Annotated in this window: 14 protein-coding genes; 4 read left to right on the plus strand and 10 right to left on the minus strand. The window is 59.9% G+C overall.

The genetic code is table 11. The features are described from left to right. Both D8779_RS17410 and bsrA read right to left on the minus strand, forming a co-directional pair. Complete coding sequence (locus D8779_RS17410; RefSeq protein WP_136665737.1) at positions 1 to 1,182, minus strand: glycosyltransferase family 4 protein; 1,182 nt, start codon at positions 1,180 to 1,182, stop codon at positions 1 to 3. 58 nt (positions 1,183 to 1,240) lie between these two features. Continuing rightward, a complete protein-coding gene (gene bsrA, locus D8779_RS17415; RefSeq protein WP_136665738.1) occupies positions 1,241 to 2,143 on the minus strand; it encodes a LysR family transcriptional regulator BsrA in 903 nt (300 codons plus the stop codon). 82 nt (positions 2,144 to 2,225) lie between these two features. Between bsrA and D8779_RS17420 the strand changes: the two genes are divergently transcribed. Then, on the plus strand, positions 2,226 to 3,347 hold the full coding sequence (locus D8779_RS17420; RefSeq protein WP_136665739.1) for a sterol desaturase/SRPBCC family protein: 1,122 nt from the start codon (positions 2,226 to 2,228) through the stop codon (positions 3,345 to 3,347). Positions 3,348 to 3,518: 171 nt separating this feature from the next. Here D8779_RS17420 and cysZ read toward each other — a convergent pair whose 3' ends face one another. Then, complete coding sequence (cysZ, locus tag D8779_RS17425; protein WP_136665740.1) at positions 3,519 to 4,271, minus strand: sulfate transporter CysZ; 753 nt, start codon at positions 4,269 to 4,271, stop codon at positions 3,519 to 3,521. 264 nt (positions 4,272 to 4,535) lie between these two features. Here cysZ and trxB point away from each other — a divergent pair, with 264 nt between their 5' ends. Further along, positions 4,536 to 5,486: a thioredoxin-disulfide reductase gene (trxB, locus tag D8779_RS17430; RefSeq protein WP_167492593.1), complete on the plus strand. Its 951-nt coding sequence runs from the start codon at positions 4,536 to 4,538 to the stop codon at positions 5,484 to 5,486. Positions 5,487 to 5,772: 286 nt separating this feature from the next. On the opposite strand, the gene D8779_RS17435 is transcribed toward trxB, so the two are convergent. The 7 genes from D8779_RS17435 to D8779_RS17465 form a co-directional block, all read right to left on the minus strand. Then, the gene (locus D8779_RS17435) at positions 5,773 to 6,360 is read right to left on the minus strand and encodes a putative glycolipid-binding domain-containing protein (RefSeq protein ID WP_136665742.1); all 588 of its coding nucleotides are present in this window, start codon (positions 6,358 to 6,360) and stop codon (positions 5,773 to 5,775) included. 201 nt (positions 6,361 to 6,561) lie between these two features. Further along, positions 6,562 to 6,906 (minus strand): HopJ type III effector protein, encoded by a 345-nt coding sequence (locus tag D8779_RS17440; RefSeq protein WP_136665743.1) that lies wholly within the window; start codon positions 6,904 to 6,906, stop codon positions 6,562 to 6,564. Continuing rightward, entirely contained in the window at positions 6,903 to 7,196 is a 294-nt protein-coding gene (locus D8779_RS17445) for a DUF1244 domain-containing protein (RefSeq protein ID WP_136665744.1), read from the minus strand. Before D8779_RS17445 ends, D8779_RS17440 begins: the two co-directional genes overlap by 4 nt. A 126-nt stretch (positions 7,197 to 7,322) precedes the next feature. Continuing rightward, a complete protein-coding gene (gene folX, locus D8779_RS17450; protein WP_136665745.1) occupies positions 7,323 to 7,694 on the minus strand; it encodes a dihydroneopterin triphosphate 2'-epimerase in 372 nt (123 codons plus the stop codon). Beyond that, complete coding sequence (gene folE / locus D8779_RS17455; protein WP_136665746.1) at positions 7,694 to 8,254, minus strand: GTP cyclohydrolase I FolE; 561 nt, start codon at positions 8,252 to 8,254, stop codon at positions 7,694 to 7,696. The genes folX and folE overlap by 1 nt, the downstream gene beginning before the upstream one ends. Positions 8,255 to 8,277: 23 nt before the next feature. Then, complete coding sequence (folM, locus tag D8779_RS17460; RefSeq protein WP_136665747.1) at positions 8,278 to 8,988, minus strand: dihydromonapterin reductase; 711 nt, start codon at positions 8,986 to 8,988, stop codon at positions 8,278 to 8,280. Between the two features lie 561 nt (positions 8,989 to 9,549). Next, the gene (locus D8779_RS17465; protein WP_136665748.1) at positions 9,550 to 9,975 is read right to left on the minus strand and encodes a thiol-disulfide oxidoreductase DCC family protein; all 426 of its coding nucleotides are present in this window, start codon (positions 9,973 to 9,975) and stop codon (positions 9,550 to 9,552) included. 297 nt (positions 9,976 to 10,272) lie between these two features. Here D8779_RS17465 and D8779_RS17470 point away from each other — a divergent pair, with 297 nt between their 5' ends. Both D8779_RS17470 and D8779_RS17475 read left to right on the plus strand, forming a co-directional pair. Further along, complete coding sequence (locus tag D8779_RS17470) at positions 10,273 to 11,226, plus strand: MerR family transcriptional regulator (protein WP_136665749.1); 954 nt, start codon at positions 10,273 to 10,275, stop codon at positions 11,224 to 11,226. A 209-nt stretch (positions 11,227 to 11,435) separates the two neighbouring features. Further along, a complete protein-coding gene (locus D8779_RS17475) occupies positions 11,436 to 13,214 on the plus strand; it encodes an acyl-CoA dehydrogenase C-terminal domain-containing protein (RefSeq protein WP_136665750.1) in 1,779 nt (592 codons plus the stop codon). Positions 13,215 to 13,278: the final 64 nt, after the last annotated feature.

Genomic DNA, 13,278 nt, shown 5'->3' on the forward strand with positions numbered 1-13,278 from the left:
TCAATACTGCGTTCTGCCGGCCGGCAACGCTTGCACAGGCAGCATGGCGCTGCGCAGATGCTGCTCGAACAGCTCGACAATCGCTGGCCAGCCCTGATGTGAGGCATGCTGCCGGGCATTTAAGCGCACCCGGCGCAGGCTTTCGCGGTCTGTCAGTAACCCGCTGGCGGCGTCAATAAAGCCTTGTTCATCCTCGGCCACGGCCAAGGCACCGTTATGCCCGTGGCGGATGTGCTGCGCCGCCGCAGCCTGATCGAATGCCACCACGCCAAGCCCCGAAGCCAGGGCTTCGAGTACCACATTGCCGAAGGTTTCTGACAGGCTGGGAAACAAGAACATATCCCCTGAGGCGTAATGCGCTGCCAGCGCTTCACCGCGCTGCAGGCCACAGAACACGGCCTCGGGCAGTTGCTGTTGGAGGTTGGCGCGCTGTGGGCCATCGCCGACCAGAATCAGTTTCAGCCGCCGCTGCGGATGTGCCTGCTGCAGTGCTTGAAAGCTCTTGCTGAGCAGGGCCAGGTTCTTTTCCGCCGCCAGGCGGCCGACATGCAGGACGGCAATGTCCTGTTCCGCCAGTCCCCAGCTTTCGCGCAATGCCGTGCAGCGTTTGGCCGGGTGGAACAGTTGGCTGTCGACGCCGCGCGCGAGCAGTTCAAGGTTGTCGAAGCCGCGGCGTTGTAATTCGATTTGCTGGCTGACGCTGGGCACTAGGGTCATGTTCGAGCGGTTGTGAAACCAGCGCAGGTAATTGGTCAGTGCGCGGGTCAGCATGCCGAAGCCGTAATGCCCGGTGTATTGCTGGAAGTTGGTGTGAAAGCCGCTGATCACCGGGATCTGCAAGCGTCGCGCGGCGCGCAATGCCGAGAGCCCCAGCGGCCCCTCAGTGGCGATATACAGTACATCTGGCCGTTGGCGCTGCCAGTTGCGCAGCAGTTTGTGCATGGAGCAATGGCCCCACTGCAAGCCTGGGTAGCCCGGCAGCGGCCAGCCACGGGCCAGCAGCACATCCTGCTCGGCAGCGCCGCGTGGATCGATGTTCTGGCGCGGGCGCACCAGTTGCACGCGATGGCCACGGCCGCACAGGCCGTCTACCAGGCGCCCGAGGGTATTGGCCACGCCGTTGATTTCCGGCGGGTAGGTTTCGCTGATCAGGGCAATGTACAACGCAGAAGGTGTGTTCATGGCAGCAGTGTCCGCTGCCGCTATGTAATGACTGTGACGCTTTGATTGCGTTTGCATTTCAGTCGAGCAGTTCGATCAGTTGCTGGCGCAGCCAGGTGTGCGCCGAGTCGAGATGCTGCTGGCGATGCCAGATCAGGCTGACCTGAACGGGTGGCATATCGAAGGGCAGCGCTGCAATTTCCAACGCATGTACCGGGGCAAAAGCCTCGGCCAGGCGCGCGGGCACGGTGCCGAGCAGGTCGGTCTGGGCGACGATGGCCGGGATCGGCAAGTAGTTGGGCAAATGCAGCGCCGCCTGCCGGCGCACCCTGGCCGAGCCCAGGACGATTTCCAGCGGCGAGCCACGCCCGGCGCGCGGCGTCACCGTGATATGCCGCGCCTGTTGGTAATCCTCCAGGCTCAACCCGCCGGCAAAGGCCGGGTGGCCGGCTCGGCCGATGGCCACCAGTGGCTCTTCGCGCAGCGGCGCGTAGTGCAGGTCGGGTGAATCGAAGTGCAGGTAGTCGATGGCCAAGTCCAGCGCGCCGCTTTCCAGGCGCTGCACCAGGCTGTCGGCATCATCGGCTTGCACCAGCAGCTCGACCTGTGGAGCGTTGCGCGCCAGATGCGCCTGCAACATGGGCAGCAGCGCGGCCTGGGCATAGTCGTTGAGTGACAGGCTGAAGGCGTGCGCCGTTTGCGGATCAAACGGCTCAGCAGGGCCCAGTCCTGTCTGCAGCAAGCGCAGGGCCTGGCGCACGGGTACATACAAGGAATGAGCGCGAGCGGTGGGGGTCATGCCGCGGGCGGTGCGCAGGAACAGTTCTTCACCCAGTTGCTGGCGCAGGCGGGCGAGGGCATTGCTCACCGTCGACTGGCTCAGGTGCAGGCGCTCGGCGGCGCGGGTCAAGTTGCCTTCCTGCATCAGCGCATCGAAGACCAGCAACAGGTTGAGATCGAGCTGACGTAAATTCGCTATCAAGAATAATGCTCTTTTAAAATATCCATTATCCGAATGATCTAGCCGCGCCTAGACTGCTGTCAATCCGCACAGGAGTACCACCGTGGCTTATAACAACGACAATGCCCAGGCTTTCCGCGCACGTTATCGGGATGCCATTCATCCGCTGTACAACCCCTGGCTGCATGCCGCCTTTGTGCTGGCCTACGGTCTTACCTGCGTGGGCCTGCTGTGGCGCACCCTGGATGCGGTAGCGCTCTGGCAGTGGCTGCTGGTGCCGCTGAGCTTGGTGTTCTTTAGCTGGGGCGAGTACCAGGTGCATAAGCGCCTGGGGCACAACAAGACGCGCTTCGGTCAGCTGTTCTACAAGCGCCATACCGGTGATCATCACAGCTTCTTTGTTGAAGGCCAGATGCGCTACGAGACGCTGCGCGATTGGCGGGTGATCCTTTTTCCCGCCTGGTTGATCGTGCTCTATAGCCTGCCATTGCTGGGCGTCTGGTGGTTGCTGAGCCATATCGACGGCAACCTCGCCGCGCTGTTCGCCGGCAGCATGCTGTTGGGATATATGAGCTATGAGGTGGTGCACGCCTGCGAGCATCTGCCGGCTGAGCATCCCGTTGCGCGGCTGCCGGGGATTCGCCAGATGCGCCGCCTGCATGCGCTGCACCATCGGCGTGAGCTGATGCATTCGCGCAATTTCGGCATCGTCCATCCACTGATGGACTGGTTGTACGGCACCCTGCATTGGGAGCCGGAGCCCACTTATCAGCAGAATCGTCAGCAGCACCGCATTCGACTTACCCGTCCGGCGGACGCGGTGTTGAGCTATGCCGCTGCTCCGGCGCATTGGCCCGAGTGGCATCCATCATCCTTGCGCATCTACGGTCGCGAGGGCGCGTTGCTCGCCGGCGAAGTATTTGAGGAGGACATCCACGCCGGCGGCCGCACCGGCCATCTACGCTGGAACGTGCTCGACTATCAGCCGGCCCGCCGCTGGCAGGCCAGCGCGCGTGGCGATCACGGCCTAGGGCTGTTGCTGACCTACGAGTGCATAGCGGTGGAGGGTGGTTGCGAGTTCGTGCGCACCTTGGAGTACGGCTTCGACGGCGGGCTGATGCGCCTGGCCAACCGTCTGCTGCTAAGCCGGCGCATTGAACGCGAATCCCTGGCATCCATGCAGGCGCTGCGCGCGGTACTTGAACGCAGCCAGCCTGCGGTGTGAACGCAGAGCCTGTCCACGATCTGCTGCGCGTCGGCCCTGCGGCGTTAAAATCAGGCTCGGAATGCTCATTTACAGCAGTAAACTCCGCTTCCTCGCCTGTTTTGACCAGCCGGAGGCTGTTACTAACGTAGCGCCTGTATGGCTCTAGCTCGCGAGATCGTGAACAAGCTCTTAGGAAGTGGGCGTTAGCGCCTGCTCCTGGCGCTCACGCACCCAGAACACCGTGGCACCGGCTACCGCTGCCGGCATCATCAGGATATTCAGCCCTGGCACCAGCAGTGCGGCGTAGGTAATGCCGCCAAAGCCCAGGCTCTGCCAGCGCTTTCCGCGCAGCCAGGCGAGCATGTCCTGCCAGCTCATCTTGTTGTTGTCCGCTGGGTAGTCGATGTATTGGATGGCCATCATCCACACGCCAAACAGCAGCCACAGCGGCGCGGCGACGATATTGACCACCGGAATAAACGTCAGGATCAGCAGGGCGATGGCGCGGGGCAGGAAGTAGCCCAGCTTGCGCAGCTCGCGGCCCAGGGTGCGTGGCACCATGGCCATCAGCTCAGCCCAGCTGAACGGCGGAAAATCGTCTTGGCCGCGCACCACCACTTCGACCTTCTCCGCGAGAAAGCCGTTAAACGGCGCGGCGATGATGTTGGCCAGCAGGGTGAAGGTGAAAAACACCATCAACAGCACCAGCACCACAAACAGCGGCCACAGCACGTATTCGAGAAAGCTCAGCCAGCTTGGCAAGCTGGGCATAAAGGTGTCGACCCAGCCGCCGAACTGCTGCAAGGCCAGGTAAATCAGGCCAATAAACAGGACCAGGTTGATCGTCAGGGGCAGCAGTACAAACAGACGCAGGCCGGGGCTTAGTACCAGTTTCAGGCCCTCGCTGAGGTATTGCGGGCCGGTCAGTACGGGAGCAGGCATGGGGAGAGTCTCCGCGAGGTTGAAGTCGCGCCGACCTTACCGGCTTTGTGTGGCAGGTGAAAGCCTCTGCAATGGGTGCTAACGATTGCCTGTCAGCGTTATAGCGCTTGCCTATGCAAGGCATTGGCAAAGCATATTTCCGCCGTGCACTGAGCGGGCATAGGCTGCGCGGCATCCCTTTACGGGGCTTGCGCTCTTACGGCCTTCCCCTAGGCGCTCCCGGAAGTCCCTTTTTATTATCGCCGGCCTTGCCGGGTGGAGTTGCTGATGTCGACCAATCGTCATGCCCGCGTGATCATTTTAGGCTCCGGCCCTGCCGGCTATAGCGCTGCGGTTTACGCTGCGCGGGCCAATCTCAAGCCGTTGTTGATCACCGGTATGCAGGCTGGCGGCCAATTGACCACGACCACCGAGGTGGATAACTGGCCGGGCGATGTGCATGGCCTGACCGGGCCTGCGCTGATGCAGCGTATGCAGGAGCATGCCGAGCGCTTCGAGACAGAGATCGTCTTTGACCATATCAATGCGGTGGATTTGGCCGGCAAGCCGTTCACCCTGGTCGGCGACAACGGCACCTACAGCTGCGATGCCTTGATCATCGCCACCGGCGCCAGCGCCCGTTACCTGGGCTTGCCCAGCGAAGAGCTTTTTATGGGCAAGGGCGTTTCCGCTTGCGCCACCTGCGATGGGTTCTTCTACCGCAACCGTGAAGTCGCGGTGGTCGGTGGTGGCAACACCGCGGTAGAAGAGGCGCTGTACCTGGCCAATATCGCCAGCAAGGTGACCCTGGTGCACCGCCGTGGAAGCTTCCGCGCGGAGAAGATTCTGCAGAACAAACTGCAGGCTCGGGTGGCCGAAGGCAAGATCGTGCTCAAGCTGCACGCCGAGGTGGATGAAGTGCTCGGCAACAACATGGGCGTGACCGGCGTGCGAGTGAAGAACAATGATGGCAGCGTTGACGAGCTGAGCGTCGATGGCCTGTTCGTCGCTATCGGCCATACACCGAACACCTCGTTGTTTGAGGGGCAGTTAGCGCTCAAGGATGGCTATCTGGTAGTCAGCGGTGGCCGCGAAGGCAATGCTACCGCCACCAGTGTGCCAGGCGTTTTTGCGGCGGGGGACGTGGCCGATCACGTCTACCGCCAGGCCATAACCTCGGCCGGCGCCGGCTGCATGGCGGCGCTGGATGTGGAGCGTTATCTCGACGGCCAATAGGTTTGTGCATGCAAAGAACTTGATGTGAGCCGCAATGCCGCCGACCTGGATCAGGTCGGCGGCATTTTCATCTGTCCGAGGAAAACATCTATACAGGGCGATGGGGGCTTTGTAGGAGGCGCTTTAGCGGCGAGAGTATTAGTGGTCGTGTCGCGGCTACGACTGCATGGATGCAGGAGGTAGGGTCGCACCTGCTCCTGGCGGGGCTGCGGCATTCACCACATCCCTGTGGATCGCGAAGCAGGATGCCAGAGCCGAAAGCCCTACCCACATCAGTGATGGCTTCTCAGACCCAGGTATTGAGCTTCAAATCCCGCGAGCTCAAGCGTAAAAACTGGTCGCTGGCTTTAACCAGCAGGGCATGCTCGTCGACGGTCAGTTCGCTGCTCTTTTTACCCTGCGCTTCGCTGCGGTACAGGGTTCTACCGTCTTCCTCACGCAGGCGCTGGTAGCGCTGGCCGCGCGCTTCCACCTTGAGTGTCAGCAAGTCGATATACGCCACTTGCAGTGATTCGCTCTGCCCGGTTTCCAGGGCGCAGCGTTGCAGTAGCGGGGTATGGGTGAAGGGCGAGTCGGAGAGCATCACCTGCTGGCACTCGCTGAGGTCCGGGCGCGGTTCGCCGTTATGGAACCAGTTGCCGCGTATATCGCGCTTGAGGTTGAGGCTGCGTTGACCGTGGTTGTCGACCTTCAACCACAGGCGACGAAAGCGCCAGCGAGGGTCGCAATTGAGCACATAGGTGGCGGCGATGCTGTGGCCTTGCAGGCTCTGCATCAGATGGCTGGTGGCATTGATGCCGTGCTCATCGATGCTTAGGCGCAGGTTTTCCACGCCGGGGTTGTGCCATGGTTTCCATACCAAGGTCTGCTGCATCAACGCGACTCCAAGCCAGGTAAGGGGGAAAAGCCGGGAAGGGCGGCCATAACGCGGCACGGAGCACCTTCCCTGGTGTTCTCGTTCGTTTGCTGGCGCGCAGCTTAAAGCGATTGAAACGTGATGTCTGTCAGCTTTTGCCGACAGTTGTGCAACTTTCTGCGCGCTATTGTGGTGCGTGCAATCCCCTTGGCAGTGGGGTTAAAGCACTTTGCGCTGCAATGACGGTTGCTCGAAACGCACGCCAGCCAGGCCGGTATCCAGCAGTGCGCGGATGTTGCCATGGTCGTTGCCGGTCGGGGTGGCCAGCACGCTGCGGTAGTGCTCGCCAAAGCAGTGCAGGGTTTCCTCCAGGCTTAGGCCTTCGAGTAGAGCCAGGCCAAGGGTCTTGCAGGAGCCTTCATTCTGGCCAGCGGGGTTTTCCACCGCACCATTGCGAAAGGCGCTGGGTTGGTACTGGTAGTGCGCGGCGATAAACGCCAGGGTTTCGGCGAAAGTGAACTGCACGTTGTGCAATTTGGCGCGGAAATCGTTCAAGGCACTCATGCGTCTTTACCTTTGCTGAAAGCCGCCTGCTGTTCGGTGCTGGCTTCTTTCTGGTGTTTGGCCTTCCACTCGGCATAGGGCATGCCATAAACCTCTTCGCGGGCTTCATCCAGGCTGATGGCGATGCCACTGTCATCGGCGGCGGCCTTGAACCATTTGGACAGGCAGTTTCGGCAGAAACCGGCGAGGTTCATCATGTCGATGTTCTGCACATCAGGACGTGAGCGCAGGTGGTGAACCAGGCTGCGAAAGGCGGCGGCTTCAAGTTCGAGGCGTTCTTGCTCGGTCATGGCGATGTTCTCAGAAGGCGGGCGATGCGGGCGATGATAAGAGCCTGCCCGCCCGACGGCAACGCCCCACGCAGGGTGTGCGGGGAATCGGCAACGGCCTGGGGCAGGCCGTTTTTCAACAACTTACTAGCGGTGCCCGGCGAGGGTGATCGACACCGACTCGGCAAAACGTAGGGCGTGCAGCTTGTCGACTTCTACTTCGGCGTAACGCACGTCGGGGTTAGCCATGACCAGGTCAAGAATCTCCTGGGTCATGCGTTCGAGCAGGGCGAAGCGGTTTTCTTCGACGTGACGAATCACCGCTTTAGTAATGGTGCGGTAGTTCAGCGCGTGGTCGATATCGTTGTCGCGCACTGCTTCCACGGCGGGGTAGAGGATGGTCAGGTTGATCAACACGTCCTGCTTGTTGTTGATCTCTTCTTCCTTGATGCCAATGAAGGTGCGCAGGCGCAGGTCTTTGACGCGGATGCGCGCCATCCCAGGTTCCAGTCGCGGCATTACTTGTTCCGTCCGATCAGTTGCAGGAATTCGTGGCGAGTGTTGCAGGATTCACGGAAGGCTCCAAGCATGACCGAGGAGGTCATCACCGAGTTCTGCTTCTCCACGCCGCGCATCATCATGCACATGTGTTTGGCTTCGATGACCACGGCTACGCCGGCAGCGTTGGTGACCTGCTGGATGGCATCGGCGATCTGTTTGGTGAGGTTTTCCTGGATCTGCAGGCGCCGCGCGAACATGTCGACGATGCGCGCCACTTTCGACAGCCCCAGTACCTTGCCGGTGGGGATGTAGGCCACATGAGCCTTGCCGATAAACGGCAGTATGTGGTGCTCGCACAGCGAGTACAGCTCGATGTCACGGACGATCACCATCTCGTCGTTATCCGACTCGAACAGCGCGCCATTGACCACCTCTTCCAGGCTCTTGTGGTAGCCGTTGCACAGGTATTGCATGGCTTTGGCCGCACGCTTGGGCGTGTCTAGCAGGCCTTCGCGTTCAGGGTTCTCACCAACGCCGAGGAGAATCTCGCGGTAGTGATTGGGCAGTTCTGGGTTCATTGCAAGGGTCCTCGCGGCCAGGCTCATTTGAGATGGCGGCCGCCGTTGACGGTAAGGGTGGTGCCTGTGACGTAAGGGTTGTCGAGCAGATAGCGCAAGCTTTGGTAAATCACTTGCGGCCCGGGTTCTATGCCCAGTGCCGATTTGTTCAGGGTGTTGCGGCGATACTCGGCATCGTCGTCCGGGTTGAACATGATCAGTGCCGGAGCGATACCGTTGACCTTGATCTGTGGTGCGAAGCGAGCGGCCAGTGACAGCGTCAGGCTGTCCAATCCAGCTTTACTGGCGCAGTAAGCAGGGCGTTTGGCGCTGCCCTTGCGGGCGACGTCATCGCTGAGGTGAACAATGTCGGCAGGTGTCGACCGTCGCAGCAGCGCTTCGCAATGCAGGTTGATCAGGTAAGGCGCGAGCATGTGCACATTGAACAGTTGGGTGAATGCTGCGGCTTCCTCGCCCGGCGTTTCTACCAGCCAGTCGGAGGCGTTGTGCACGATGGCGCGCAGGCTGTCGGTGTGCTGTTTGAGCTGCTCGATAAAACCCAGGATACCGGCTTCACTGGAAAAGTCGGCGGCCAGTGCCAATGCTCCACGCTGCTTAAGACGCGCAATGCTCTCGCGTTCTTGGCGGTAGGTGACAATCAGCGAATGACCATCATCGAGCAGGCGCTCGGCGCAATACAGGCCGATGCGCTGGCTGGCTCCGGTAATCAGAATGGGGGCGGCGCTGGCGCTCATGGTCGGCTCGGCAAAAGAAAGAGGTGGGTTCAGCGACGCTGCGCCGGGTTACCTGACCAGTAGGGCGCGGCCTCGACTGAACCAGAAGTAAAGTTATACCAGCATTGTGCTTTGTACAACCATGCTGGCTGTGCGGTTACTGCGCCATTTTTTAGATATTTGCCTATTTCATTGAGCTGTATCGATATTTCTTATGTGTGTTGGCTGAATAAAACTGTCTTTATGGTGTACAAGATTGGTTTTCTTGTACAGGAATTGGTGTCGTGAAGGGTTGGCAGTTGAGCATCGCCGTTCGCTGTGGCTGGGTGGCGCGCGTCGAGGTCCTGGCACTGCGCTGTTGCGGTTATCAGGTGCGGGTGATTCTTCGCACAGGCCGCGTGCGCGTATTTGGTTGTGCGCCTGGAGGGCCGCTGTGGCCTACGCTGGCGCTGCTCAAAACGCATTTACGTCGCTGCGGGGTGCACCAGGTTTTACTGCTACAGCCGGAAAATCACGATGAAATCATCGGCCGGCCCGCGCTGATTGGAAAGGATCCAGGCTTGTGGATTCACGTGGGCTGACTCAGCGCGGAGTTTTAGCCGGGGTGCACTGTGCGTCCTTGCAGCGTCGGCTAGCGTCGGGATGAGGTAGCCATTCAAGGTAGGGGCGTAAGCGACAAAACGCTCGATAACCCAGCTCCAGTAACGGTCGCAGCGCAGGCCAGGTGAGGGGGGTGGTCCAGCGGCCCAGGCCGGCAGCGCGCCAACTCCACAGTGTCGCATCCAGACCGGTAACCCATTGGCCGTCAGCAAAGCGTGCATGCAAACGGTTTTGCAGGGCGGGTTGGGTTACCCCGATGGACTCGGCATGGAAGTCGCGCAGGCTAATGTCGACCAGGCACAGGCGCTGTACATCGGCATGCTGGCGCAGCAGCTGGATCTCGCGTGCACACAAGGGGCAATCGCCATCGTAGTAAAGGGTCAGGGGCCAGCTTGGTTGTTTGTTCATAATCTAAAAACCTTTAACGATCGGCTGCGCGTCGAGCCGTCGGGGTGAAAACAGCCTCGGCAAACCGCTTTAGCGCGACTCGAAGGGCGGGCAGAGCGAGCCATGCTTATTTACAGCTCGTAAACTCCGCCTTCATGACGTTTTGATCATTGCGGGTTGTTACTGCGTAGCGTCTGCCTGGATCTAGTTCGCAATAGCGTAAACAAGTTCTGAGGTTTTGTATAAGTCTTGTACAAAGTATGCCGAAAATAGCTGAGTTACAATGCGTGCAATCTTTTTTCTGTGATATCGCCTCCCATGTCCGATCTCGTTGGTGCGCCGTCCTTCGCTTCGAGTGCCCTCAAGCAGGAAGAACTCTTTCCTATTCGTGAGGTGGCGCGCCTGACCGGCGTTAATCCGGTGACCTTGCGGGCCTGGGAACGCCGTTATGGGCTGATCCAGCCGACGCGCACTGACAGTGGTCATCGCCTGTATTCGCAGGTGGATATCGAGTCGGTACGCAGCATCCTGGCGTGGATTGAGCGCGGCGTGGCGGTGAGCAAGGTCGGCAAGATTCTCGCTAAGAGCAGCACGATCAAGTCCGCCAGTTCGCCGGGCTATGAAGAAGTCAGCGCCAGCGAGTGGGGGGAGTGGCAAGCGCAGCTGCGGCGCGCGATTAGCGCCTTCGATGAGCTGCGTCTGGATCGTCTATATGGGCAGATTTTTTCCAGCTACCCACTGCCGGTGGTGTTTCAAGAGATCCTGATGCCGCTGTGGCAGGAGCTGTTGTTGCGCCAGGATGAGTACGGCCAAACCAGTGAGTGGCTGTTTCTCGATACGTTCTTGCGTGCCCGCACGCTGCAGCGCCTGCAGGTGTTACGCGCCCAAGTTGAAGAGCGTGTGCTGCTAGCGGCGTTTCCCGGTCACTGCCGGGAGTTGGAGTTGCTGGTGGCTGGGTTGCTGCTGAGCAGTGCCGACACCGCCGTCAGTGTGCTCGGGATGGGCCAGCCACTCGAAGAGCTGACCCTGATCTGCGAAAAAATGCAGCCCCAGGCGCTGGTGTTGTTCTCCAATCAGCCGCCCAGTGATGATTTGCCTAAGGTGTTGTCGCGTCTTGCGCTGGCGCTGGATTGTCCGCTGGTGATGGCGGGTGACGGGGCCGATCTGGCTGAGGAGAGCCTCAGGGGGTCGCCGATTGCCTGTCTGGGCAATGAAGGACGTTTGATGCAGCGTCGACTGCAGCAGTTCCTCGCGGGCCATCTGGATACCTGATTCCTCTTATTAAAAACGCCTGAATGGGAGCGTGTCGCCGCATGGCGCCGCGCGCTTTGCTGCGCCTGTGATTTAGTGTGGATTGCATAAAGTTGTACAGGCTGTATAGAAAAATGCTTGCGCTTTGCCTTCTTTGCCTATACAAAAGCTGTACATTGTTAATTTGTGTATAGCTTTTATTCACTTGTACAGCTTGAGGACTCAGCAACATGACCCAATACCGCGCACCCCTTCGTGACATGCGTTTCGTTTTTGACGAGGTGCTCGACGCTTATGCCACCTTGCAGTCGCTGCCTAGTCAGCGCGAGTTCGGAGACGACCTCGGTGGCGCCATTCTGGAAGAAGCTGCCAAATTGGCAGAGAACGTGCTGGCTCCGTTGAACGGGCCAGGTGATCAGCAAGGCTGCAAGTACGACCCCGAGAGCAAATCAGTTAAAGCCCCAGACGGTTTTCGTGAGGCTTATAAGCAGTTTGCTGAAGGCGGTTGGACAGCCTTGGCCTGCACGCCTGAGTTTGGCGGCCAAGGCTTGCCCCATGTACTGAATATGATGGTTGAGGAGATGGTCTGCTCGGCCAACCTGTCGCTCGGCATGTACCCAGGCCTGACCCATGGCGCGATCAACGCATTGACTGCGCATGGTGCGCGTGAGCTGCAGGAGCGCTACTTGCCGAAACTGATCAGCGGCGAATGGACCGGCACCATGTGCCTGACCGAGCCGCAGTGCGGTACCGACCTGGGCCTGATTCGTACCCGCGCCGTGCCTCAGGCAGACGGCAGTTATGCCATCAGTGGCACCAAGATCTGGATCACCGGTGGTGAGCACGATCTGGCTGACAATATCCTGCACCTGGTTTTGGCCAAACTGCCCGATGCACCGGATAGCGTAAAAGGCATTTCCTTATTCTTGGTGCCCAAGTTCCTCGAAGATGGCAGCCGTAACCCCGCGTTTTGTGGCGGACTAGAGCACAAGATGGGCATCAAAGGTTCGGCCACCTGCGTGATGAATTTCGAAGGCGCACAGGGTTGGTTGATCGGTGAAGCCAACAAAGGCCTCAAGTGCATGTTCACCATGATGAACTCCGCGCGCCTGATGGTGGGCATGCAGGGCCTTGGTATTGCCGAGAGTGCTTATCAGGTCAGCCTGGGTTTTGCCAAAGAGCGCTTGCAGAGCCGCTCGCTGTCCGGCCCGAAAGCGGCGGATAAGCCGGCAGACCCGATTATTGTGCACCCGGATGTGCGGCGCATGCTGCTGCGCCAGAAAGTGATGATCGAAGGTTGCCGCGCCCTGGCGTATTTCACCGGCCTGCACGAAGACGTTGCCCATGATCACGAAGACCCTGCGATGCGTGAGCAGGCCGATGATCTGGTGCAGCTGCTGACCCCGGTGGTGAAGTCCTTCCTTACCGATGAAGGGTTCAACTGCGCCAACGAAGGCCTGCAGGTGCTCGGTGGCTCCGGCTTCACCGAAGACTGGGGCATCGAACAACTGGTGCGTGATTGCCGGATTACCCGCATCTACGAAGGCACCAACGGTATTCAGGCACTCGACCTGGTCGGCCGTAAGTTGGGCTTGGGCGGCGGTCGCGCGGTGCGCAACTATTTCGCCTTGATCGAAAGCTGGCTCAAGGCCAATGCCGACAGCGAGCATGCGGCTGCGGTGGCTGCAGCACTCAAGCAGCTGCAACAAGCCACCATGTGGATTGCCAGCGAAGGCATGAAAGACCCTGAGCAAGCCGGCGCAGCTGCTACGCCTTACCTGCGCTTGTTCGCACTCACCAGCCTGGCCTGGATGTGGGCGCGCATGGCGGCGGTGGCCAAGACCAAGCTGGCTGACGGCAGCACCGAAACCCTTTTTTATTGCGCCAAGTTGAAGTCTGCCGACTTCTATATGGCGCGAGTCCTGACTGAAACCGACAGCCTGTTGGCTGAGGTTAAGGCCGGCAAAGCCACGCTGATGGCCTTTAGCGAAGAGGAGTTTGCTGCCTAAAACGACTGCGCAATCCGATAGCCAGCGTGTATCGCCCTTTCGGCTATCGGTTTTTTTATCCCTG

Source organism: Pseudomonas leptonychotis, from assembly GCF_004920405.1.
GTDB classification, from domain to species: Bacteria; Pseudomonadota; Gammaproteobacteria; order Pseudomonadales; family Pseudomonadaceae; genus Aquipseudomonas; species Aquipseudomonas leptonychotis.

What these genes read in the sequence shown, in the direction of transcription:
- D8779_RS17470 (WP_136665749.1), top strand. Translation starts at nt 10,273, where the DNA reads ATGTCCGATCTCGTTGGTGCGCCGTCCTTCGCTTCGAGTGCCCTCAAG.
- D8779_RS17465 (WP_136665748.1), bottom strand. Translation starts at nt 9,975, where the DNA reads ATGAACAAACAACCAAGCTGGCCCCTGACCCTTTACTACGATGGCGAT.
- folM (WP_136665747.1), bottom strand. Translation starts at nt 8,988, where the DNA reads ATGAGCGCCAGCGCCGCCCCCATTCTGATTACCGGAGCCAGCCAGCGC.
- folX (WP_136665745.1), bottom strand. Translation starts at nt 7,694, where the DNA reads ATGCCGCGACTGGAACCTGGGATGGCGCGCATCCGCGTCAAAGACCTG.
- D8779_RS17410 (WP_136665737.1), bottom strand. Translation starts at nt 1,182, where the DNA reads ATGAACACACCTTCTGCGTTGTACATTGCCCTGATCAGCGAAACCTAC.
- D8779_RS17440 (WP_136665743.1), bottom strand. Translation starts at nt 6,906, where the DNA reads ATGAGTGCCTTGAACGATTTCCGCGCCAAATTGCACAACGTGCAGTTC.
- D8779_RS17475 (WP_136665750.1), top strand. Translation starts at nt 11,436, where the DNA reads ATGACCCAATACCGCGCACCCCTTCGTGACATGCGTTTCGTTTTTGAC.
- cysZ (WP_136665740.1), bottom strand. Translation starts at nt 4,271, where the DNA reads ATGCCTGCTCCCGTACTGACCGGCCCGCAATACCTCAGCGAGGGCCTG.
- folE (WP_136665746.1), bottom strand. Translation starts at nt 8,254, where the DNA reads ATGAACCCAGAACTGCCCAATCACTACCGCGAGATTCTCCTCGGCGTT.
- D8779_RS17445 (WP_136665744.1), bottom strand. Translation starts at nt 7,196, where the DNA reads ATGACCGAGCAAGAACGCCTCGAACTTGAAGCCGCCGCCTTTCGCAGC.
- D8779_RS17435 (WP_136665742.1), bottom strand. Translation starts at nt 6,360, where the DNA reads ATGCAGCAGACCTTGGTATGGAAACCATGGCACAACCCCGGCGTGGAA.